Below are 20,418 nucleotides of genomic sequence, written 5' to 3'. Positions count from 1 at the left end.
GGGGGCCGCTTGCCGGGCGGCTCACCGGCCGATGAACTGCGGCCCCTGCGGGGGCATCTGGAAGGAACCGTCCGGATAGGCGTAGCCGTGCGTCGGGAGGTTGTTCGGGTAGCCGTAGGCCGGCTGCTGTTGCTGCTGGGGGACCACCGACGTGGGCTGCTCCGGGGGCAGCGGCTGGGAGAGGCTCGGAGCGGGCGGGAGCGCGGCCGGGTCCGATGAGTCCGCCGCCTCCTCCGACTCGTCCACCGAGATGCCGAAGTCCGTCGCCAGGCCCTTGAGACCGTTGGAGTAGCCCTCGCCCAGCGCGCGGAACTTCCAGCCCTCACCGCGGCGGTACAGCTCGCCGCAGATCAGGGCGGTCTCCTCGCCCGTCTCGGGACGGATGTCGAAGGTGGCGATCGGGTCGCCCTCCGTGGCCGCGTCGTACAGCACGATGCTGAGGGACCGTACGGTGTCGAAGGTGACGCCGTCCGCCGACGCGACCAGGAGGATCTGGCTGACGCCGGGCTCGACACCGGACAGATCCGTCTGGATCGTGTCGGTGAGACCGTCGGCGACCCGTTTCTTGCCGAGCCGCCAGACCTTCCCGGAAGGGTGCCGGGGCTGGTTGTAGAAGACGAAGTCCTCGTCGGAACGCACCCGGCCGTCGGGGCCGAGGAGCAGCGCGGAGGCGTCGACGTCGGGGATCCCCTGCCCGGGCGTCCAGCGCAGCACGGCGCGTACCGTGGTGGTCTTGAGCGGGACGTTGGACCCCTTCAGCATCGCGTGCGTCATGCGGTCATCCTGCCCTCTCGGTCCTGATCACGACAACGCGGGGTACACGGACATACAGGAGAACCCACACGGGCGAGTTACCTGAAATTCATGCCCGGCGGGAACCCCCGACATGGACTTCTACGTACTATTACCGGCCACCTCTTGCGAAATCCACAGCCTTACCTTGCACCACGGGGGAGATTTATGCGTCATTTCGGGCACCTCGCCCCTGAGGTGCGCCAGCGCCTCTTCCACCGGGAGCCGTGCGTCTTCGACGCGGACGCCCCGGCCAGGCTGCTCGCCGCCGCCCTGGGCGCCACGCTCTACAGCCCGGCCACCCGGCCGCGGCTGGCCGACGACATCGTCAAGCAGTCCGGGCGCGGCGTGGTGTCGATGGTGCTGTGCCTGGAGGACTCCATCGGTGACGAGGACGTCCTCGCGGGCGAGGAGAACCTCGTCCGCCAGTTCACCGACCTCGCGGGCCGCTCGGACGCGGAAGGCGGGGAGCTGCCGCTGCTCTTCATCCGGGTGCGCACACCCGAGCAGATCCCCGACCTGGTGGAGCGGCTCGGGGACACCGCGCGGCTGCTGAGCGGGTTCGTCTTCCCCAAGTTCACCGAGGAGCGCGGCATCCCCTTCCTGGAGGCGCTCGCCGCCGCCGAGACCGCGAGCGGGCGCCGGCTGTTCGGCATGCCGGTGCTGGAGACGCCCGAGCTGATGTACCGGGAGTCGCGGGTGGATGCCCTGGAGGGCATCGCCCGGGCCGTGGACAAGTATCGGAGCAGGGTGCTCGCGCTGCGCCTCGGCGTGACCGACTTCTGCTCCTCGTACGGCCTGCGCCGCGCCCCCGACATGACCGCCTACGACGTCCAGATCGTCGCCTCCGTGATCGCCGACGTGGTGAACATGCTGGGCCGCGCCGACGGCACCGGGTTCACGGTGACCGGGCCGGTGTGGGAGTACTTCCGGGTCCCCGAGCGCATGTTCAAGCCGATGTTGCGGCACAGCCCCTTCCTCGAGGGGCAGGCGGTGGAGTTGCGCGAGAAGCTTATTGAGCACGCGATGGACGGGCTGCTGCGCGAGATCTCCCTCGACCACGCCAACGGTCTGCTCGGCAAGACCTGCATCCACCCCTCCCACGTGCCGGCCGTGCACGCGCTGTCCGTCGTCAGTCACGAGGAGTACGGCGACGCGGCGGACATCCTGCGGCCGGAACGCGGCGGCGGGGGTGTCCTCAGGTCCCAGTACACGAACAAGATGAACGAGGTGAAGCCCCACCGGGCCTGGGCCGAGCGCACCATGCTGCGCGCCGAGGTCTTCGGGGTGGCCAACGAGGACGTCAGCTTCGTCGACCTGCTCGCCGCCGGCATTCCCGGCTAATCGCCTCATCACCTAGGGACGCATGAACAACGAAGTGAACAACGGGGTCTGGTCCGGGACCTGGGTCGCGAAACGGCTCGGGGTCGAGCTCGTCGGGGACGACACGCTGCCCGGCCTGCTGGGGCTGGCGCTGCGCCGCAACCCCAAGCGCGCCCATCTGCTGGTCTCCCACGTGCTGGGCAAGCACGTACCGCAGTCCCCGTCCGTCGTCCACGGCCACGGCTTCGCCCTGGGCCGCCGGGTGCGCGAGCTGCTCGGCGCCGAGGAGGCGGGCCGTGCGGTCGTCCTCGGCTACGCGGAGACCGCCACCGGCCTCGGCCACTGTGTCGCCGACGGCCTCGGCACCGCCCCCTACCTGCACTCCACCCGCCGCCCGGTGGCGGGTGTCGCGGCGGCGGGCGGCTTCGAGGAGTCCCACTCCCACGCCACCTCCCACCTCCTCCTCCCGGAGGATCCGGCGCTGCTGGTCGGCGACGGCCCGCTGGTCCTCGTCGACGACGAGTTCTCCACCGGCAACACGGTCCTCAACACGATCCGGGACCTGCACGAGCGCTATCCGCGCCGCCGGTACGTGGTCGTGGCCCTGGTCGACATGCGCTCACCCGCGGACACGGGCCGTCTGGACGCCTTCGCCCGGGAGATCGGTGCGCGGGTGGACCTGGTGGCGGCCGCCTCGGGCACCGTACGACTGCCCGAAGGGGTGCTGGAGAAGGGCCAGGCGCTGGTCGCCGAGCACGAGGGGCGCACGGTGCCCTCGCCGCGTTCGTCGTCCGGCCGTGTCGAGCGCGTGGACCTCCTCTGGCCCCGCGGCCTCCCCGACGGCGGCCGGCACGGCTTCACCCCCGCGCACCGCGACCGCCTGGAGGGCGCGCTCCCCGCGATGGCCGCCCGCCTCGCCGAGGCGATACCCGAGGGCGCCCGAAGCGCCCTCGTCCTCGGCTTCGAGGAACTGATGTACGCGCCGCTCAGACTGGCCCGGGAGCTGGAGCAGGTCGTGGCCGTCGAGGTGCGGTACTCGACCACCACCCGCTCGCCCGTCCTCGCGGTCGACGACCCCGGGTACGCGATCCGCAGCCGCATCGTCTTTCCCGCGCACGACGACCCGGCCGACGGCCCCGGCGACCGTTATGCCTACAACGTCGCGGGCGGCGGCTTCGACACCGTGATCGCGGTCGTCGACTCGGCCGGCGACACCGCGGCCCTGCACGCCCCCGACGGCCTGCTCGCCCAGCTCGCCGCGCACACCCCGCACGTGGTCCTCGCCGTCGTGCCGTCGTACGTCCCCGAGCCGCTGTACGCAGCCGCACTGCCCGAAATGAGACCCGCCATGCTGCCCGAGCCCCTCCGCGGCCCCGCCTTCTCCTCGTACCCGCCCGAGGAGGTCGGCTGGCTGCTCCAGGACCTCTCGGACGTGACACTGGAGGCGCCGACCGAGGAGCGCGAGGAGGCCATCCAGAGCGGCGGCGCGCACTACGCGGAGTCCCTGCCGGTCGAGTACCAGCCCAGCGAGCAGTACCAGGAGCTGTTCCAGGTGGCCCTGGACGCCTCCGCGGCCCGCATCGCGCAGGCCGTGGGCGTGGTGACGGAGACGGTGATCGCCGAGCGGTCCCCGCGGCCGGTGCTCGTCTCGCTGGCCCGCGCCGGGACGCCCGTCGGGGTGCTGATGCGCCGCTGGGCGCAGTACCGGCACGGTCTCGACCTGCCGCACTACGCCGTGTCGATCGTGCGCGGCCGGGGCATCGACGCCAACGCGCTGCGCTGGCTGGCCGCCCACCACGACCCGAGGGACGTGGTGTTCGTGGACGGCTGGACCGGCAAGGGCGCCATCACCCGGGAGCTGGCCGCGGCCATCGAGGAGTTCGAGGCTGCGGGCGGTGCGGCCGGGTTCGACGCGGAGATCGCGGTGCTGGCCGACCCGGGCTCGTGCGTGCGGACGTACGGCACCCGGGAGGACTTCCTGATCCCGTCCGCGTGCCTCAACTCGACCGTGTCGGGGCTGATCTCCCGGACCGTGCTGCGGGCCGACCTGGTGGGTCCCGACGACTTCCACGGCGCGAAGTTCTACCGCGAGCTGGCCGGATCGGACGTGTCGGTGGCCTTCCTGGACGCCGTCGCCGCCCGCTTCGGCGAGGTCACGGAGACGGTCGACGGCGCGGTGAAGGAACTGCTCGCCAGTGACCGCACCCCGACCTGGGAGGGCTGGGCGGCCGTCGAGCGGATCAGCGAGGAGTACGGCATCCACGACGTGAACCTGGTCAAGCCGGGCGTCGGCGAGACCACCCGGGTGCTGCTGCGCCGGGTGCCCTGGAAGATCCTGGCGCGCGCCGGGGCGGGCGCCGACCTGGAGCACGTGCGGCTGCTCGCGGAGCAGAGAGGGGTCCCGGTGGAGGAGGTCGGCGATCTGCCGTACACCTGCGTGGGGCTGATCCACCCCCGGTACACGCGCGGGGCGACCGGCGCCGACGGCAGGGCGGTGGCGGTCTGATGCCGGTGCTGGTGGCGAGCGACCTCGACCGGACGCTCATCTACTCCGCGGCCGCGCTCGCGCTGACCATGCCGGACGCGCGGGCGCCCCGGCTGCTGTGCGTGGAGGTGCACGAGCGCGCCCCGCTGTCGTTCATGACGGAGACCGCGGCCGGACTGCTGACCGACCTCGGGGACGCGGCGGTGTTCGTGCCGACGACCACCCGGACGCGCAAGCAGTACCTGCGCATCAATCTCCCCGGACCGACCCCGAAGTACGCGATCACCGCCAACGGCGGCCATCTCCTCGTCGACGGCGTCTCCGACCCGGACTGGCATGCCGGTGTGACCGCGCGCCTCGCGGAGCAGTGCGCGCCGCTGGAGGAGGTCCGGGAGTACCTGGAGAACACCGCCGACCCGCTGTGGCTGCGCAAGCACCGGATCGCCGAGGACCTCTTCGCCTACCTCGTGGTGGAGCGCGAGCTGCTGCCCGAGGAGTGGGTGAAGGAGCTCGCGGCCTGGGCGGAGAACCGGGGCTGGACGGTGTCCCTCCAGGGCCGCAAGATCTACGCCGTGCCGAAGCCGCTCACCAAGAGCGCGGCCGTGCGGGAGGTGGCCCGCCGCACCGGCGCCGAACTGACGCTCGCCGCCGGTGACTCGCTGCTCGACGCCGACCTGCTGCTGGCCGCGGACCGCGGCTGGCGCCCCGGGCACGGCGAGCTCGCCGACGCCGAGTGGGCCGCGCCCGGCATCACCGCGTTGCCGGAGCGGGGGGTTCTGGCGGGGGAGCGGATCCTCCGGGAGTTCCTCAGGGCGACCTGCGGGAAGTGACCCGCCCCCGGCCGTAGCAGGCCTCAGCCGCAGCAGCCCCCTCCGCAGCAGCCGCCTCCGCCCCCGCCGCCCGCCCCGGGCGCGGGGGCGGAGGCGGACTTCGTGCCGCCCACAGCTACCGTGGACAGCAGCTTGACCGTATCGTCGTGGCCGGCCGGACACTCGGCGGGAGCGGCGGACTCGGCCATGGGACGGCTCAGTTCGAAGGTGTCGCCGCAGGTCCGGCAACGGTACTCGTAACGAGGCATGAGGACAGGCTAATCCCCATAAGCCCGGCAGTCCGCACCAGAGTTTTGATGGTGTTCACTTCTGTCGATTTCTTATGTGGAGAATTTGCGAAGGGCGCTGGTAATTTGAGGGTGCCGCGTTGACCACGAGGTCCGGGGGATTCTGGGTTTGCAGCCGCGCTCACGGCAACCATGCGAAACCCTCGTACGTCTGTACGTCTGCCTGTGCGAGCAACACCGAAGTGCGGAGGGAGACGCGTCGTGACCCAGGCGGGGCAGGGGGAGGAGCCCCAGGAGCCGGATGCCACCATGCAGTTGAAGCTCCCGGACTCGTTCCGTCCGGACGAGACCATGCAACTGCGAATATCGGACATACCCGCCGTACCCGAAGGGCCCGAAGAGCAGAAAAAGGGGCACTCATCAGGGAACCGGCGTAAAGCCCCCCGCCCTTCCGTTCGCTCCCAGGTCATTTCCCGGCTCGCCCCCCTCACGGCCGCCCTGGCACCGTATGTGGCTCGTGTCACTCCCTACGCGCGCAAGCTGCGCCCGCAGTACCCGCGCCCCGGCCGCACCGACTGGCGGCGCTGGATACCCTCCTGGCGGCAGTGCCTCGGGGGCGTCCTCGCGTCCATAGGTCTCAGCAGCGTCTTCCTCGTCGTCGCCTACGCGGCCACCGACATCCCGAGCAACCTCAACTCGTACGCCACCCAGCAGGACAACGTGTTCTTCTGGTCCGACGGGACGCCCATGGCCCGTACCGGCTGGGTGCAGCGGCAGGCGATGCCGTTGAAGGACATCCCCGAGGACGTCCGCTGGGCGGTCCTCGCCGCCGAGAACGCGAGTTTCTACAGCGACCCCGGTATCTCCGTCAAGGGCATCTCGCGCGCCCTGTTCCGCACGATCGGCCAGGGCGACACCCAGGGCGGCTCCACGATCACCCAGCAGTACGTCAAGAACGTCTACCTGAACCAGAACCAGACCATCAGCCGCAAGTTCACCGAGGCGATGATCTCCCTCAAGCTGGACAACCAGATGAGCAAGGACGACATCCTCGAGGGCTATCTCAACACCAGCTGGTTCGGCCGCGGCACCTACGGCATCCAGCGCGCCGCGCAGGCCTACTACGGCAAGGACGTCAGCAAGCTCAACGCCAGCGAGGCCGCGTTCCTCGCCTCCCTCCTGAAGGGCGCGGGACTCTACGACCCCACCCTCAGCGAGGCCAACCGCGCCCGGGCCGTGGAGCGCTGGAAGTGGACCCTGGACCGGATGGTCGACATCGGCAAACTGTCGAAGGCCGAGCGGGCCAAGTACAAGACGTTCCCGGAGCCCCTCAAGAGCAACCCGCTGTACGACACCGGTGAGCAGAGCGACTACCTGGTGGAGCTCGCCTCCCAGTACGCCAAGAAGGCCGGCGGCATCTCCGACAAGGACTTCGACCTGGGCGGCTACCAGGTCTACACGACCTTCGACAAGAAGCGTGAGGCCCAGCTCACCACCGCCGTCGTCACGGCCCGCAAGAAGGCCCTGAAGGACGATCCGAAGAACGCGAAGTCCGCGCACTACGGCGCCTCGTCGGTGGCCGCCGACGGGCGGATCCTCGCCGTCTACGGCGGCCCCGACCACCGTACGCAGGGATACAACGAGTCCAACGCCACCACCGTCCCGGCCGGCACCGCCTTCCTGCCGTTCGTGTACGCCGCGGGGCTGGAGAACGGCATCCACAAGACCCGCGAGGGTGCCGCCACCGAGGTCACCGGCGAGTCGCTCTACGACGGCGACGACAAGGTGCTGCTGACCACCCCCGAGGGCTACTACTGGGACCGCAACGGCGACAGGGTCGCCGCCAAGAACGACGGGGGGAGGTCCTATGGGCAGATCTCCCTGCACCGCGCGCTGGAACTGTCGGTGAACACACCGTTCATGCAGCTCGGCATGGACACCGGCCTGGACAGGGTGACCCGGACCGCCGAGGCCTCCGGCTTCCTGGCCTCCAGCATCGGCGCCCAGGTGCCCGCGCTGTCCCTGGGCAGCTCCACGCCCAGCGCGATCCGGATGGCGAGCGGCTACTCCACCTTCGCGGCGGACGGCAAGCACACCGAGCCGTACTCGGTCCGCAAGGTCACCCGCAACGGCTCCACCGTCCCCCTGGACACGCCGAAGGCCAAGCGCGCGATGCGCACCGCCGTGGCCCAGGAGGTCAGCTCCGCGCTGGCCGACTCCTTCCGCACCGCCCATCCGTCCGACGTGCCCGCCGGGCAGACGGCGGCCGCGCAGGCCGGTTCCGCCGCTTCCGGGCCGGCCGGCAAGGCGGGCACCACGGACAAGGACACCGCCGCCTGGTACGTCGGCACGGCCAAGGCGGTGTCCACGGCGGTCGTCGTCTACCGCATCGACCTCACCAAGAGCCTTGAACCACTGCCTCTGGAGGGCATCGCCGGAACCACCGACGACAGCGTCCCGTACGGCATCTGGTCCAGTGCCATGAGCCCGCTCGGCTGACCACCGAACGGGCCCCGCCCCCCAACCCCGGAGAATGAGCCGCACATGAAGTCACCGTCGGGCCGCCGCCGCAAGGCCGTGGCACCGCGCCGTCCCGCCGCCACGCACCCGGGGTTCCTGACCCTGGCCGCGCTCCTCGTCGTCGCCTCGCTGATGGGCGGCTACATGGTGCTCAACCGGACGGACAACACCCAGCCCACCGCGTCCTCGGGGGACAGCAAGAAGGCGACGGCGCAGGCGACCAAGGAGCCGGAGTGGGACGGCAAGACCCACGTCCTGGGGGACGGCTCCACCTCGTACACCGGTCCGCAGACCGAACAGTTGAAGGCGGAACCGCTCAAGCCGGGTGAGAAGCCGCCGCAGTTCGTCGTCTTCTCCTGGGACGGCGCGCTGCAGGGCGACGACGGACTCTTCGAGCACTACCGCGAGATGGCCAAGAAGTACGACGCCCACATGACCTTCTTCCTCACGGGCATCTACCTGCTGCCCAAGAGCAAGCGGGACCTGTACTCCCCGCCCATGCACTCCAAGGGCTCGTCCGCGATCAGCTTCCCCACCGACGAGCACATCCGCAGCACGCTGGGACAGCTCTCCAAGGCGTGGCTCGAGGGCAACGAGATCGGCACCCACTTCAACGGGCACTTCTGCGGCGCCAAGGGCGGCGGCGAATGGAGCGTCGCCCAGTGGAAGAGCGAGATCGACCAGTTCTACGAGTTCGTCGAGAAGTGGAAGACGAACACCGGCTACAAGGACATGCCCCCGCTGCCCTTCGACTTCAAGAAGGAGGTCACCGGCGGCCGGGCGCCCTGCCTCGAAGGCCAGGAAAACCTCCTGAAGGCCGCCAAGAGCTACGGCTGGCGCTACGACGCCTCCAACCCGGGCGGCTACCAGGTCTGGCCCACGAAGAAGAACGGCCTCTGGGACTTCCCGCTCCAGATGCTCCCGTCCGGGGACATCCAGTCCCTGTCCATGGACTTCAACTACCTGTACAACCAGTCCAACGGCGAGACCAACGGCGACCCCGCCAAGTACCCGGAGTGGGAGCAGCAGACCGTCGACTCCTACATGGCGGGCTTCAACCGGGTGTACTACGGCAGCCGGGCGCCGATGTTCATCGGCAACCACTTCGAGGACTGGAACGGCGGCATCTACATGAAGGCCATCGACCAGATCATCCCTCAGATATGCACCAAGAAGGACGTCAAGTGCGTGTCCTTCAAGGAGTTGGCCGACTGGATGGACGTGCAGTCGCCCGCGACACTGGAGAGCCTGCGCAGCCTGGACCCGGGGCAGAACCCGGACTGGTCGACCGTCGTGAAGTGACGCGTGAAGCGACCGCGTGAAGTGACGGTCGCATAACTCCCTTGGTTTCTCCGCCGTACCCCTCTTCACAAGAACCACACGCGCCATGCAAAGATTTCGTACCCCGGCATCCCACCGCCGGGGCAAGAGGGGAAACATCAGTGAAGTCAAGGAAATTGAGCGGGACGCGCCGCCGCGTCACGATACTCGGGGCAGCCGCGACCTCGGTCGTCGCCGGAGTCGCGCTGCTGCCCAACTGGTCCGCCGGTGCGGCCGTCGTCGACGACCCCACGGTCGACGCCAAGACCAAGGCCACCTTCCAGCGCCTCGCCGACGCGGTCTTCACCGACCGCACCGACGCGCTGGTCACCGGCGCGCAGGGCGACCGGGCGAAGCCGCTGACCAACGGCTTCTCCGGCAACGTCAAGCTGTCCTCCGCCGCCGCCCGCACCGAGGACTCCACCCTGTCCTCGCTGGACGAGCGCAAGGACAAGCTGGCCAAGGCCGGCGAGAAGTACAGCAAGGCCTCCACCACCGTCACCCTGAACGCCACGCGCGTGACGGGCCGTACGGCCAAGGCCGCGGTCACCGAGACCACGACCCTGACCTACGCCAAGGCGAGCGGGAACGCGCCGAAGACCACCGGCTTCCAGGCCCGGCACGAGCTGACCTTCAAGGCCGACCGGCACGGCAACTGGCAGCTCACCGACGTCCAGGACACCGACCAGGGTGGCCTCGCGGTGAACACGCTCTCCAAGCCGACGTCCGTCAAGGCGACCACCGCCGACGACACCATGCCGAACGCCCCGCGCGCGGCGATCACCCGCAACCCGGCCGCCGTCCCGAAGACCGGCACCGCCTACGACTACAAGGCGATGGCGACCTACGCCGAGAAGTACTGGAACGTCTACAACACGGACTACCCGGACTACAACGGCCACGGCGCGGGCGGTGACTGCACCAACTTCGTCAGCCAGTCCCTGAAGGCCGGCGGCTGGAAGCACGTCCCGGGCTACGTGTACGACTACACCAAGTGGTTCGGCAACGCGGACATCCAGTCGGACTCGTTCGTCGGCGTCAACGAGTGGTCCTGGTTCGCCCAGAACTCCAAGCGGACCACCGCGCTCGCCAACGTCTACCAGCTCGAGGTCGGCGACGTCCTCCAGATGGACTTCGACCGCGACGGGTCCAAGGACCACACGATGATCGTCACGTACAAGAGCGGCGGTGTGCCGTACGTGACGTACCACTCGAACAACACCCTCCGCAGGTCGGTGGCGAGCCTCATCGCGTCGTACCCCAACGCGTACTACTACGCCTACCGCACCTGATCCGGCCGGTCCGTCACTCCTCGGGGTGACGGGCCCGCCAGTACGGGTTGTCGTGCGGCAGGGCGGACCCCACCCTGCCGTACATCCCGAAGACCATCAGCAGGATCCCGATCACGAAACTGAGCATGCAGTTCTGGATCTTGAAGGCCAGGAAGTTGTAGTCGGTCTCCAGCAGGGCCATGTTCAGGAAGCCGCTGAGGATGAACAGACCGCCGAGGGTCATGTTCAGCGTGGAGGCGAAGTTCCCGCCGATCACCATGCCCACGAACAGCAGCAGCCCGACACCGACCGACAGCCAGCTCAGCGCGCCGTTGGTGTTCAGACTCCAGACGGTGTCCCCGCCGGTGTCGAAGAAGCCGATCTGGTCGATGAGCCCGAAGACCCCGAAGACGACCAGCCCCAGACCCATCAGCCCGGCGCCGATCCGGTAGACCAGGTTCAGCCGGTGGTCGACCGGCAGATGGTCGTCGAGCCTGATCCGTCGCCGGGTGCGCAGCGCGTTCGAGGGCGAGTGCGAGGCCATCTCCGCCTCCCTGGGGTGGACGGTGCCGACTTCGGGCCGTACGCGCTTCAGGCCGTACGCGTCGAGGCGTACGGACCTTCCACGTACCTTTCAATATCCGCCCGCCGGGCGCCCGGGGCAACGTCAGTGGGCCGCGCCGCGGTCCTCGCGGATCCGCGTCACCACACCCGCCACGGTCTGCCGGACCGCCTCCGTCTCGGTGAGGAAGTGCCAGTAGTCGGGGTGGCGGCCCTCCAGGCCGCCGATCGCCCTCTCCAGCCGGGCCACCGAGTCGTCCAGCGGACGCGCGTGACGCGGATCGGGCGTGTTGCGCCCGGCCATCGCCAGCCGCTGCGCGTCCCGGATCGCGAACCGGGTCCGGTCGATCTCCGCCTGCGGGTCCTTCTGCACGGCGTTCAGCCGGGCCAGCCGGTCGCCGGCGGCCGAGACCGCCTCGTCGGTGGTGTTCAGCAGCGCCCGCGCCGTGGACAGCAGCGAGGTGGCGTCCGGCCAGCGCTGCGCGTCCCGCGCCGCCTGCGCGTCCTTCAGCTTCGCCTCCGCCTGCCGTACGTTCTCCCCGGCCTGCTGCGGCACCCGCTGGAGGTCCTGCCAGCAGGCCGCCGCGAACCGCCGCCGCAGCTCGCTCAGGACCGGGTCGACCTGGCCCGCGCGGGTCGTGAGCGCCTCGGCGCGGGTGCGCAGCGACACCAGCCGGTGGTCGATCTCCGCGGCCTTCTCCGGCAGCCGTTCGGCCTCCGCCCGCACCGCCGCGGCCTCCCGCGAGACCCGCTCGGCCCGCTCCAGCGTCCCGGGCACGCCGTGCTGCCCGGCGCCCTGGTTCAGCTTGGTCAGCTCGGGGGCGAGCGCCGCGAGCCGCGCCGCGAGGTCGTCCGCCCGCAGCCCCGTCCGCCGGACGGCGTCCAGCGCGTCGGAGGCGGCCAGCAGCCCCTGCCGGGCCCGCTCCACGGCGGGCGCGAGCCGGGCCAGCTGGGTCTCGGCCTTCCCGAGCAGTGGACCGAGCCCCTCGGCGAAGCGGTCCAGCTCCTTCTTGACGTTGCCCAGTTCGTCCTTGGCGCGGGTCAGTTCGGTGCGGGCCCGGGCGGCCGCCGAGGCCTCCAGGTCGTCCCGGTCGAGGTCGTGGGCGTCCACCGCCTCGATGTACCGGCCGCTGGCCTCGTCGATGCGCCGCCCGATCGCCTCGAAGTCGGAGACCACGCGCCGGGCGGCCGGGGTGTCGTCGACCGCCGTGATCGTCTCGATCGAGATCCGCAGATCGCGCTGGGCGGTGTCCAGCTCGTAGAACGCGGCCGCCGCCGCGTCCTTCGCCGCCTGCGCCTCGGCCCGCTGGCCCTCGGCCCGTCCGCCGAACCAGCGCCGGGTGCCGCCGCCGGCGAACGCGGCGGGCAGCGCGAGGGCGACGACGAGCGGCAGCGCGAACAGCGTGAGGGTGTCCCGGACCGTGTGACGGCGTGCGCGCGGCCCCAACGGCGAGTACGGCTGCGGTGGTGTCGCCGTCACATCCCTCTCCCGTGCTGTGATTCGCCCTGACCGGTGTTCATTCTCCCACCGGTTATGGACGAACACACGGGCCGGTCAGTTCGCGGTCCGGACCGTGACTTTCCCGTCCTGCGTCTTCGCCGACACCTCGTGCGGGCTGGAGTCGTCCCGGGGCACGCCGATGTCCTGCCCGCCGTCGTCGGTGTCCGTCGTCACCCTGTACGCCGCCTTCGGCACGGTGATCGTCACCGCGCCGTCCTCGCTGACCGACTCCACCCGGTCCGGTACGGCGGCCAGGTCGAGCCGGACCGAGCCGTCCTCGGTGCGGGTGCTGACCGTGCGCGAGGAGACCTCCGCCCGCACGGAGCCGTCGTCGGTGCGCACCGCCAGCGGCCCGCTGGAGTCCGTGACGCGGACCGAGCCGTCCTCGGCGCGGATGCTCAGCGCGTCCCGGAACCCGCTCGCGCGGACGCTGCCGTCGTCGTCCTCCACCTTCACGGCGACGCCCCGGGGGACCTCGACGCGGTGCTTGGCGGCGCAGTCGGCGACCACCCCGGAGCAGCGCACCCGCAGCTTCAGCCGGTCCCCCTTCATCGACCAGGTCACCTTCGGCTCCTTGCCGATCGCCACCGACCCCTGGAACCAGCGGGTGACCTCGACCGCGCCGGCCTTGTTGCCGGCCGCCGCGACGATCTCCAGCGCCGAGTCGTCCGAGTCGATGGTGAGGGTGCGGCCCGGTAAGGCGAAGGAGCGCTGTTCGGGGTGCTCGTCGTCGGCGGCGGAGGCCCCGCACCCGGTGGCCGTGGCGGCGAGGGCCACGACGGCCGCGGCGGCGAGGGCCGCGCGGGCGGGAACGGTCGTACGGGCCGTGGTGACCTTGCCGGTCATGTGGTCTCCCCTGGGGCGGTTTTCCGATGTCCCCACGACCGTAGAGACCCGGCGCCGCTCGGACGATCCGGCTTGCTCCCGGACCAGAGGTGGGGACAACCCCCGCAGGACGCCCCGCGGATACGGGTTTGCGGCGCACTGCCCCGGGCAAGGTAGGCTGTCGACTCGTTCTGGGTGCGTAGCTCAGGGGTAGAGCGCCTGCCTTACAAGCAGGATGTCGGCGGTTCGAAACCGTCCGCGCCCACCAGGATGACGGAAGGGGCCACCGGAGAGATCCGGTGGCCCCTTTCCCGTGTCCCCGAAGGGCTAGCTAGGGCCCTTCCGGCTCGTCCTGAGGTTCGGGTGCGTGCTTGAGGCGGGTGCGGGCCTCCACCCGGTCCTCGGCGGCGACGTCCGACCAGAAGCGGTGGCAGCTCACGAACACCGCGAGCTCGTGCTCACGCCGCCGGAGTTTCTCCACCTCGGCCTGCTCGTCGGCCGTCCAGCCGGGGGAGGCGGGGCGCTCGATCTTGCGCCAGCCGCCGGCGTCGCTGAATCCGTCCAGCGGCTCCACCGACCAGGGGAGCCGCTTCAGCAGGGCCGAGAGCTCGGCCCGGACCTGATGCAGCTCCTCCTGACCGGCGCGCAGGTCGCTGGGAAAGTCATAGGTCTTAGCCACGCGACAATGCTACGCCTGTTCGATTTTGGGAGGCGAGCTCCTTTGGGGTGTTCGTGTGAACATACGTTCGACGGGGTTCCGATGGGGTTCCGCCTCCGAGGCGGCCCGGGCGCGGTCCTGCTCGTGCCGCGGCTCACTCGGCGGCGGGCGGCACCGCGCACGCGGGGGTGCCGCCGGGCAGCCGGTGGCGGTTGCGGGACACCCGGCGGTAGACCGCGCGGGCGCCCGAGCGGATGCCGGGGAGCCGGAGGGCGGCCCCGAGCGCGCGGTACACCGGCGAGGACGAGGTGGCCACATAGCGGGCCAGCGCGTCCGAACCGCCCGCGAGGACCGTGCCGCCGCGCAGCAGCAGGACCTCCCGGTCGAGCCGTTCGCGGTGCGGGGCGGTGTCCTCGGCGGGCAGGAACTGCCAGGGCACCGCCGCGATCGCCGGCGCGGCGAGGGCGCGGACCCGGTCGACGGAACTCTGGCAGAAGCCGCAGTCCCCGTCGTAGGCGAGGACGGGCGGCGCGGAGCCGGCCATGCGTTCTTCCTTCCGGTTCGGGGCTTCTCCCTCAATGGTTCCCCGGGAGGATTGTCGGACCCTGGTTCTACGGTGGAGGTATGTGCCGGAGTATCAAGACCCTGCGTCCGCCCGTTCTGCCCGAGGAGGCGACCGAGGACGAGATCCGGGCCGCCGCGCTGCAGTACGTGAGGAAGGTGTCCGGGTTCCGGGCGCCGGCCGAGCACAACCGGGAGGTGTTCGAACGGGCCGTGGACGTGATCGCCGGGGCGACGGCCGAGTTGCTGGACGGTCTGGAGGTGCGGGGCGCGGCGGCCCGGCGGGCGTCGTAGCGCCCGCCGTCGCCGGTCATGCCGCCGGTTATGCCGCCGGTCTGCGAACCAGGTAGGCCGCGCCGGCTCCCGCGCCGAACAGCGCCAGCAGGGAGACGCCCGTCCCCAGCCAGCTCGCGCCCAGCCAGTGGGCGCCGAAGTAGCCCAGGGCGACGCTGTAGGCCGCCCAGGAGAGACCGGCCAGGGCGGACCAGGGGAGGAAGTCGCGGGCGCGCCGGTGGTCGGCTCCCGCGATGAGGGAGACGACCGAGCGGCCGGCGGGCGCGAAGCGGGCCAGTACGACGAGGGTGCCGCCGCCGCGGGCGAGCGCCTCGCCGAGACGTTCCTGCGCGGTGGTGAGGCGCCGGGAGCGGGCGATCGCGCGGTCCAGGCGCTCGCCGCCGCGCCAGGCCAGGCGGTAGGCCACCAGATCGCCCAGGACGGAAGCCGTCGTCGCGGAGAGGATCAGCGCGAGGATGTCCGGCACCTCGTGGGGCACCTGCCCGGTGGCCGCGCCGGAGCCCGCGGCCGCCGCCGTGGCCGCCGTGATGACCAGCACGCCGCTCGGCAGCACCGGCAGGAACACGTCGAGCAGGACCGACAGGCCCACCAACGCATAGATCCAAGGGGTCCCCAGCAAGGCCCCCACACTGTCGAACACCGATCGTTCCCCCGTGTCTCCCCCGTGTCGGCCGACCGTGCCGCTGTGCTGCGAGGGGCGGCAGGTGCGGTCGATAACAGCCATACAGCGTACGCGTGGCGGGTGACGGAGAGATCACGGGGGGCTCGCGTGTTCGGCACAGCATGTTCACGGGGGACGGGGCGCGAGGGCAGGTGCGGGAGGTGAAAGGGCAGGGCGCCCCGGACCGTTGGGAAGGTCCGGGGCGCCTCGCACCGGTCGTTCAGGCCGTGCTGACGGTCTGTCGGACGGCCGGTCAGGCCGTGACGGTGGTCTTTCGTACGGCCGGCTCCCGTTCCCCGGCCGCCTCGCGCCGGGCGAACAGCCGGTCGAGGCCCAGCGCGCCGGAGCCGGTGAAGATCAGCAGCAGGAAGGCCCAGCAGAACATCGCGGAGGCCTCGCCGCCGTTCTCCAGCGGCCACAGGGCGTTCGGCTGGTGCACCTTGAAGTACGCGTACGCCATGGAGCCCGAGGCCAGGAGTGCGGCGGCCCGGGTGCCGAGGCCCAGCAGCACCAGGGTGCCGCAGACCAGTTGGATCGCGGCCGCGTACCAGCCGGGCCAGGTGCCGGCCTCGAGGGTGCCGCCGTCGGTGCCGACGGCTCCGCCCAGGACTCCGAAGAGCGAGGCGGCGCCGTGGCAGGCGAACAGCAGGCCCACGACGATGCGGAACAGGCCCAGTGCGTAGGGCTGGGCCTGGTTGAGACGAGCGGACATGTGGGGGGTGCTCCTTCGGTCTGTCGGTGGGGGCGGCGGTACCGAATGAGCGATCCACGTTAGGGGGACCTAATCTACGCTTGCAAGTTCAACATCTGGCCACTGCTTCGACTCCGCTTCGGGCTCCCCGTCCTGTGCCGTCGCACGTAGAACGGCTCTCGCCACCGCGTCGGCGTCCGAGAGCGTGACCGAATCCACCCCCGGGCGGGCACCCGCGGCGGTCACCCAGTGCACCCCCTCCGTGGGCACGCCGAACGCGAACCTCTTTGCGTGCGACCGACCTTGACGGTCTATCAGGTGATAGGGGCGGGGCGTCACGTCCAGTCCACCGGTGAGGTAGCCGTCCACCGTGTGGGGGCGGCAACGACCGGTCTTCAGCAGCCGGGCGAGCAGATCGTCGGCGGTGCGGCGCAGCTCCGGTTCCGGGAGCCGGGCCTCGACCAGGGTCGTCACCCGGACCGCAGAGCCCGGCACCTCCGGCGAGCGCGCCCGCCAGGCCCCGTCCTCCTCGCGCACCTCCAGGCGCGGCCCGAGCACCTCCACCACCCCCGCGGCCACCAGCGCGGCCAGCTCCTCGATCCGGCGCCTCGGCGGCCCGATGGACAGGAACGCGTTGAGCGGGGTGTACCAGCGGTCGAGGTGGTCGCGTCGGGAGGTGCCGGCCAGTCCGCCGTGGTCGACGATCAGACGCAGTTCGTTGCGCAGGTCGCGCAGCACGTCCAGGGCCGCCTTCAGCGGGCCGTCCACGTTCCCCCGGGCGGCTTCCGCCGCGTCCCGGCGCAGATGCCCCAGCAGCCAGTCCCGCCACTGCCCCGGGTGCGCGAAGCTGCGGCCCGTGTACGGCCGGGAGATCAGGTCCCAGCTCCAGCGGTCGGCCCGGGCCACGCCGAACTCGTCCAGGACGCGGGCCTCCTCGGGGTCGCGGTGGGCGGCGGCGAGGAAACGGTCGACGAATCCGGCACGGCGCGGGTCGGTGCGGCCCAGGAGGGTGGCGTAGTAGACCGTCTCCACCTCCTTGGCCACCAACGGCCATATCTCCGCGAGGAAGTCGGGCGCCTCCCCGGAGTCCGCCCGCTTGCGCAGCCCCGCGATGACCTCCGGGGTCAGGACGAGCGGGGTGTGACGGCCGTAGGGCCCCTTGGCGTTGTCGCCGCGCGCCTGGTAGGGGATCCCGCGCCGGGATCCCGCGTACAGCCGCGGCTCCCGCCCGGAGGGCACGTACCGCAGTCCGCCGTCCACGGAAGACCCGGTGCCCGTGTGGACGAAGCGGCCGCCGCGGCCCGTCGTCAGGAGGGCCATGTGGTCGAAGAAGTTGAGGCCGAGGCCGCGCAGCAGTACCGGTTCACCGGGGGCGATGCCGGACAGGTCGACGTCGGCCGGATTGGCGGGCGGGACGTGGCGCAGGCCGTGGCGCTCGGCGTAGGCGGTGTGGCGCTGCCCGGCGGCGTCGGCGATCACGGGGAGGTGGCCCTGGGCCAGGACCACGGCGGACAGCCCGAGCAGGACCCCGCCGTCGTCCAGGGTGAGGACCTGGCGGCCGTCGGCGGCGTCGTCCAGCCGGACGGCGCGGGCCGCGTGGGTCTCGACCCGCACCGAGGGCGGCGCCTCGCGTACGGCCCGGGCGAACACCCACTCCAGGTAGCGGCCGTAGTGGGCGCGGGTCGGGTACTCGTCCGGCCCCAGGGCGCCGTCCGCCCATGCGTGCAGGCTGGGGCCGGGGCGGATCGGGCCCGCGCAGTCCACGCTCTCGTCGGTGAACAGGGTCACCTGCGAGGCCACGGTGTTCATCAGCAGCTGGGGCGACTGTCCGGTGCGCCACACCCGGCCCGGCCCGGGCGGATCGGGGTCGACGACGTGGACGGTCAGCCGCACCCCCGGCGGGAGGAGTTCCGGCGCGGAGGCGCAGAGGCGTTCCAGGACGCTGGTGCCACGCGGCCCGGCGCCGACCAGGGCGACCGCGACCGGTACCGGTCGCGCGGGCGCCTGAGCGTTCGCACCGGCCGCGGCGTTGACTTCGGCGTGCACTGAGGACAAGGGGGTGACTCCCGGGCGTGTGGGGCGCGATGGAGCAGGCCGCCCACAGGCGTGAGGGGAAGCGGACGGTCCGCCTCATCATGCCGTCGGGCGTCCCAGAAGCCAACGTGGGCCCCATCCGCCCCGGTTGTCCCGGTCACACGGTCAAGTCCGACTCCTCCACCGTTGTCAGCGTGTCCTTCCCGCCGGCCTGTTCCAGCCGCAGCCGGGCCGAACGGCCGCGCAGGGTGAGGGTCATGAGCTGGTTGCCGAACCACGGCCCCCCGGTCCTGCGCCAGGACACGGGCGGCCGGGGGCAGCGGCCGTGCGCGGCGAGACGCCGGCCGAGGGCGCGGGCGACGGCGCTCCAGCCGAAGCGGAAGCCCGTCCGTATCGACCACGGGACGGAGTTGTGCACGGGCGAGCAGGTGAGTTGCAGCACACGCGCCTCGGGGGCGCCGGCCCGGTCCGGCCAGCGCGCCTCGGCCACGTACGCGTGGTGGACGTCCCCGGACAGCACGAGCACCGTCGCCGGCGCCCGGTCTCCCGACCCCGCCTCGGCGATCAGCTCGCCCAGCGCGGCGAAGGAGCCGGGAAAGGCCGCCCAGTGCTCGAGGTCGGCGGCCCGCCGCAGCCGTTCCCCGAACCGCGCCCAGCGCGCGCCGCGTTCGCCCCGGGACAGGGCCGCGTCCCACTCCTCGGCGTGGTGCACCAGATGCGGCAGCAGCCAGGGCAGGGAGGTGCCGATGAGGAGATGGTCGTAGGAGCCACGGTCCTGGAGCACCTGTTCGCGCAGCCACTCGGCCTCCCCGGGGTCGAGCATCGAGCGTTCGCTCTCCTCGAGGACCCGCGCGGCCCGGGTGTCCACCATCAGCAGCCGGACGCGGCCGAAGTCGCGCCGGTAGCTCCAGCGCACGGAGGCGGGATCGGTGTCGGCGCGGCAGGCGAATTCGCGCAGCACGTCGGTGCCGTCGGGGGTGGCGCGCACGGCGGCGTAGAGCGGGTCGGCGGCGAGTTCGGCGGGGGAGAGGTTGCCCAGGTGCTGGTGGACCCAGTACGACATGAGACCGCTCAGGATCCGCTCGCGCCACCAGGGCGTGGCCCGCATGTCGGCGACCCAGGCGGCGGAGGTGTTCCAGTCGTCGATCACGTCGTGGTCGTCGAAGACCATGCAGCTGGGGACGGTGGACAGCAGCCACCGCACCTCGGGGTCGAGCCAGGACTCGTAGTACAGCCAGGTGTACTCCTCGAAGTCGGCGACCTCGGCGCCGGGCGGGTCGTCGAGGCCGCGGCGGGCCCGGATCCGTTCCCGTACGGCGTCGGAGACCTCGTCGGCGTACACCTGGTCGCCGAGCAGGAGGAGGACGTCGGGCCGTTCGGCGTCCGGGTCGGCGGCGATGCGGGCGGCCAGGCTGTCCAGGGCGTCGGGGCCGACCGGGTCGTGCGCGCCGGCCGGGGGCGCCGCCCAGCGGCAGGAGCCGAAGGCGACCCGGACGCCGTCGTCCTCGGCCGGGAGGCGGATCTCGGAGGGCGGGAAACGGGAGTCGGGCAGCGGCCACACGCGCGTGCCGTCGAGGAGCACCTCGTACGCCGTCGACGTGCCCGCGGTGAGGCCGGTCACCTGGATCAGGGCGTAGTGGTGGCCCGCCACCTGGAAGGTGCGGGCCGTGCCGCCGGTGCCGTCCGCGCAGCGCACCTCGGCGGCGCACGGGCGGCTCGCCTCGACCCAGACGGTCGCCGACGAGCGGTCGGTGTGTCTCAGCAGTGGTCCCAGCCGCAGTCCGGCCACGCGATCACTCTCCTCCGTCGCACCCGTACGGTACGCAGCGACGGAGGAGAGCGGGGAGGGGCCGGAGCCCGAATG

General features: G+C 71.6%; 18 protein-coding genes and 1 tRNA gene. 8 read left to right on the top strand and 11 right to left on the bottom strand.

What is annotated here, in order from left to right:
• Nucleotides 1–21: 21 nt before the first annotated feature.
• Nucleotides 22–774, bottom strand: coding sequence for a TerD family protein (locus tag ABT057_RS30640; protein ID WP_352346870.1), 753 nt, complete (start codon nt 772–774; stop codon nt 22–24).
• Between the two features lie 186 nt (nt 775–960).
• On the opposite strand from ABT057_RS30640, the gene ABT057_RS30635 reads away from it, so the two are divergent.
• Genes ABT057_RS30635 through ABT057_RS30625 form a run of 3 tightly spaced genes read left to right on the top strand, consistent with a single transcriptional unit; the run spans nt 961 to nt 5,430 of the window.
• The gene (locus tag ABT057_RS30635) at nt 961–2,136 is read left to right on the top strand and encodes an HpcH/HpaI aldolase/citrate lyase family protein (protein WP_352346869.1); all 1,176 of its coding nucleotides are present in this window, start codon (nt 961–963) and stop codon (nt 2,134–2,136) included.
• Nucleotides 2,137–2,158: 22 nt separating this feature from the next.
• The gene (locus tag ABT057_RS30630) at nt 2,159–4,621 is read left to right on the top strand and encodes a phosphoribosyltransferase (RefSeq protein ID WP_352346868.1); all 2,463 of its coding nucleotides are present in this window, start codon (nt 2,159–2,161) and stop codon (nt 4,619–4,621) included.
• Nucleotides 4,621–5,430 (top strand): HAD family hydrolase, encoded by an 810-nt coding sequence (locus ABT057_RS30625; protein ID WP_352346867.1) that lies wholly within the window; start codon nt 4,621–4,623, stop codon nt 5,428–5,430. The genes ABT057_RS30630 and ABT057_RS30625 overlap by 1 nt, the downstream gene beginning before the upstream one ends.
• Before the next feature lie 23 nt (nt 5,431–5,453).
• On the opposite strand, the gene ABT057_RS30620 is transcribed toward ABT057_RS30625, so the two are convergent.
• Nucleotides 5,454–5,678, bottom strand: a complete 225-nt coding sequence (locus ABT057_RS30620; protein ID WP_352346866.1) for an FmdB family zinc ribbon protein — start codon at nt 5,676–5,678, stop codon at nt 5,454–5,456.
• Between the two features lie 288 nt (nt 5,679–5,966).
• Here ABT057_RS30620 and ABT057_RS30615 point away from each other — a divergent pair, with 288 nt between their 5' ends.
• The 3 genes from ABT057_RS30615 to ABT057_RS30605 all read left to right on the top strand — a co-directional run bounded on the left by ABT057_RS30615 (nt 5,967) and on the right by ABT057_RS30605 (nt 10,789).
• Nucleotides 5,967–8,156 carry a transglycosylase domain-containing protein gene (locus ABT057_RS30615; RefSeq protein ID WP_352346925.1) on the top strand — a complete coding sequence of 730 codons (2,190 nt, stop codon included), beginning with the start codon at nt 5,967–5,969 and terminating at the stop codon, nt 8,154–8,156.
• 45 nt (nt 8,157–8,201) lie between these two features.
• Complete coding sequence (locus tag ABT057_RS30610; RefSeq protein ID WP_352346865.1) at nt 8,202–9,479, top strand: polysaccharide deacetylase family protein; 1,278 nt, start codon at nt 8,202–8,204, stop codon at nt 9,477–9,479.
• A 155-nt stretch (nt 9,480–9,634) separates the two neighbouring features.
• A complete protein-coding gene (locus tag ABT057_RS30605) occupies nt 9,635–10,789 on the top strand; it encodes an amidase domain-containing protein (RefSeq protein ID WP_352346864.1) in 1,155 nt (384 codons plus the stop codon).
• 13 nt (nt 10,790–10,802) lie between these two features.
• Here the strand turns inward: ABT057_RS30605 and ABT057_RS30600 are convergent, their stop codons facing one another.
• From ABT057_RS30600 to ABT057_RS30590, 3 genes are all read right to left on the bottom strand, one after another.
• On the bottom strand, nt 10,803–11,312 hold the full coding sequence (locus tag ABT057_RS30600; protein WP_352346863.1) for a DUF4383 domain-containing protein: 510 nt from the start codon (nt 11,310–11,312) through the stop codon (nt 10,803–10,805).
• Between the two features lie 123 nt (nt 11,313–11,435).
• On the bottom strand, nt 11,436–12,809 hold the full coding sequence (locus ABT057_RS30595; RefSeq protein ID WP_352346862.1) for a hypothetical protein: 1,374 nt from the start codon (nt 12,807–12,809) through the stop codon (nt 11,436–11,438).
• A gap of 75 nt (nt 12,810–12,884) precedes the next feature.
• The gene (locus ABT057_RS30590) at nt 12,885–13,676 is read right to left on the bottom strand and encodes a DUF4097 family beta strand repeat-containing protein (RefSeq protein ID WP_352346861.1); all 792 of its coding nucleotides are present in this window, start codon (nt 13,674–13,676) and stop codon (nt 12,885–12,887) included.
• A gap of 172 nt (nt 13,677–13,848) precedes the next feature.
• On the opposite strand from ABT057_RS30590, the gene ABT057_RS30585 reads away from it, so the two are divergent.
• Nucleotides 13,849–13,923: transfer RNA gene (locus tag ABT057_RS30585), tRNA-Val, on the top strand.
• A gap of 63 nt (nt 13,924–13,986) precedes the next feature.
• On the opposite strand, the gene ABT057_RS30580 is transcribed toward ABT057_RS30585, so the two are convergent.
• Both ABT057_RS30580 and ABT057_RS30575 read right to left on the bottom strand, forming a co-directional pair.
• Nucleotides 13,987–14,334, bottom strand: coding sequence for a DUF8825 domain-containing protein (locus tag ABT057_RS30580; protein WP_352346860.1), 348 nt, complete (start codon nt 14,332–14,334; stop codon nt 13,987–13,989).
• A gap of 133 nt (nt 14,335–14,467) precedes the next feature.
• Nucleotides 14,468–14,857: a thiol-disulfide oxidoreductase DCC family protein gene (locus ABT057_RS30575; RefSeq protein ID WP_352346859.1), complete on the bottom strand. Its 390-nt coding sequence runs from the start codon at nt 14,855–14,857 to the stop codon at nt 14,468–14,470.
• 80 nt (nt 14,858–14,937) lie between these two features.
• On the opposite strand from ABT057_RS30575, the gene ABT057_RS30570 reads away from it, so the two are divergent.
• The gene (locus tag ABT057_RS30570) at nt 14,938–15,168 is read left to right on the top strand and encodes a DUF2277 domain-containing protein (RefSeq protein ID WP_352346858.1); all 231 of its coding nucleotides are present in this window, start codon (nt 14,938–14,940) and stop codon (nt 15,166–15,168) included.
• Nucleotides 15,169–15,196: 28 nt separating this feature from the next.
• On the opposite strand, the gene ABT057_RS30565 is transcribed toward ABT057_RS30570, so the two are convergent.
• The 4 genes from ABT057_RS30565 to ABT057_RS30550 form a co-directional block, all read right to left on the bottom strand.
• The gene (locus ABT057_RS30565; protein WP_352346857.1) at nt 15,197–15,808 is read right to left on the bottom strand and encodes a DedA family protein; all 612 of its coding nucleotides are present in this window, start codon (nt 15,806–15,808) and stop codon (nt 15,197–15,199) included.
• 274 nt (nt 15,809–16,082) lie between these two features.
• Nucleotides 16,083–16,541: a DoxX family protein gene (locus tag ABT057_RS30560; protein WP_352346856.1), complete on the bottom strand. Its 459-nt coding sequence runs from the start codon at nt 16,539–16,541 to the stop codon at nt 16,083–16,085.
• A gap of 69 nt (nt 16,542–16,610) precedes the next feature.
• Nucleotides 16,611–18,566 carry an FAD/NAD(P)-binding protein gene (locus ABT057_RS30555; protein ID WP_502973991.1) on the bottom strand — a complete coding sequence of 652 codons (1,956 nt, stop codon included), beginning with the start codon at nt 18,564–18,566 and terminating at the stop codon, nt 16,611–16,613.
• A 145-nt stretch (nt 18,567–18,711) separates the two neighbouring features.
• The gene (locus ABT057_RS30550; RefSeq protein ID WP_352346855.1) at nt 18,712–20,343 is read right to left on the bottom strand and encodes an alkaline phosphatase D family protein; all 1,632 of its coding nucleotides are present in this window, start codon (nt 20,341–20,343) and stop codon (nt 18,712–18,714) included.
• Nucleotides 20,344–20,418 lie beyond the last annotated feature (75 nt).

The organism is Streptomyces sp. NPDC002588 (assembly GCF_040295925.1).
Taxonomy (GTDB): Bacteria; Actinomycetota; Actinomycetes; order Streptomycetales; family Streptomycetaceae; genus Streptomyces.
The sequence above is the reverse complement of the archived record's forward strand: the minus strand, read 5'-3'. Positions and strand labels throughout refer to the sequence as shown.

What these genes read in the sequence shown, in the direction of transcription:
- ABT057_RS30620 (WP_352346866.1), bottom strand. Translation starts at nt 5,678, where the DNA reads ATGCCTCGTTACGAGTACCGTTGCCGGACCTGCGGCGACACCTTCGAA.
- ABT057_RS30560 (WP_352346856.1), bottom strand. Translation starts at nt 16,541, where the DNA reads ATGTCCGCTCGTCTCAACCAGGCCCAGCCCTACGCACTGGGCCTGTTC.
- ABT057_RS30630 (WP_352346868.1), top strand. Translation starts at nt 2,159, where the DNA reads ATGAACAACGAAGTGAACAACGGGGTCTGGTCCGGGACCTGGGTCGCG.
- ABT057_RS30625 (WP_352346867.1), top strand. Translation starts at nt 4,621, where the DNA reads ATGCCGGTGCTGGTGGCGAGCGACCTCGACCGGACGCTCATCTACTCC.
- ABT057_RS30600 (WP_352346863.1), bottom strand. Translation starts at nt 11,312, where the DNA reads ATGGCCTCGCACTCGCCCTCGAACGCGCTGCGCACCCGGCGACGGATC.
- ABT057_RS30590 (WP_352346861.1), bottom strand. Translation starts at nt 13,676, where the DNA reads ATGACCGGCAAGGTCACCACGGCCCGTACGACCGTTCCCGCCCGCGCG.
- ABT057_RS30635 (WP_352346869.1), top strand. Translation starts at nt 961, where the DNA reads ATGCGTCATTTCGGGCACCTCGCCCCTGAGGTGCGCCAGCGCCTCTTC.
- ABT057_RS30570 (WP_352346858.1), top strand. Translation starts at nt 14,938, where the DNA reads ATGTGCCGGAGTATCAAGACCCTGCGTCCGCCCGTTCTGCCCGAGGAG.
- ABT057_RS30615 (WP_352346925.1), top strand. Translation starts at nt 5,967, where the DNA reads ATGCAGTTGAAGCTCCCGGACTCGTTCCGTCCGGACGAGACCATGCAA.
- ABT057_RS30610 (WP_352346865.1), top strand. Translation starts at nt 8,202, where the DNA reads ATGAAGTCACCGTCGGGCCGCCGCCGCAAGGCCGTGGCACCGCGCCGT.
- ABT057_RS30575 (WP_352346859.1), bottom strand. Translation starts at nt 14,857, where the DNA reads ATGGCCGGCTCCGCGCCGCCCGTCCTCGCCTACGACGGGGACTGCGGC.
- ABT057_RS30640 (WP_352346870.1), bottom strand. Translation starts at nt 774, where the DNA reads ATGACGCACGCGATGCTGAAGGGGTCCAACGTCCCGCTCAAGACCACC.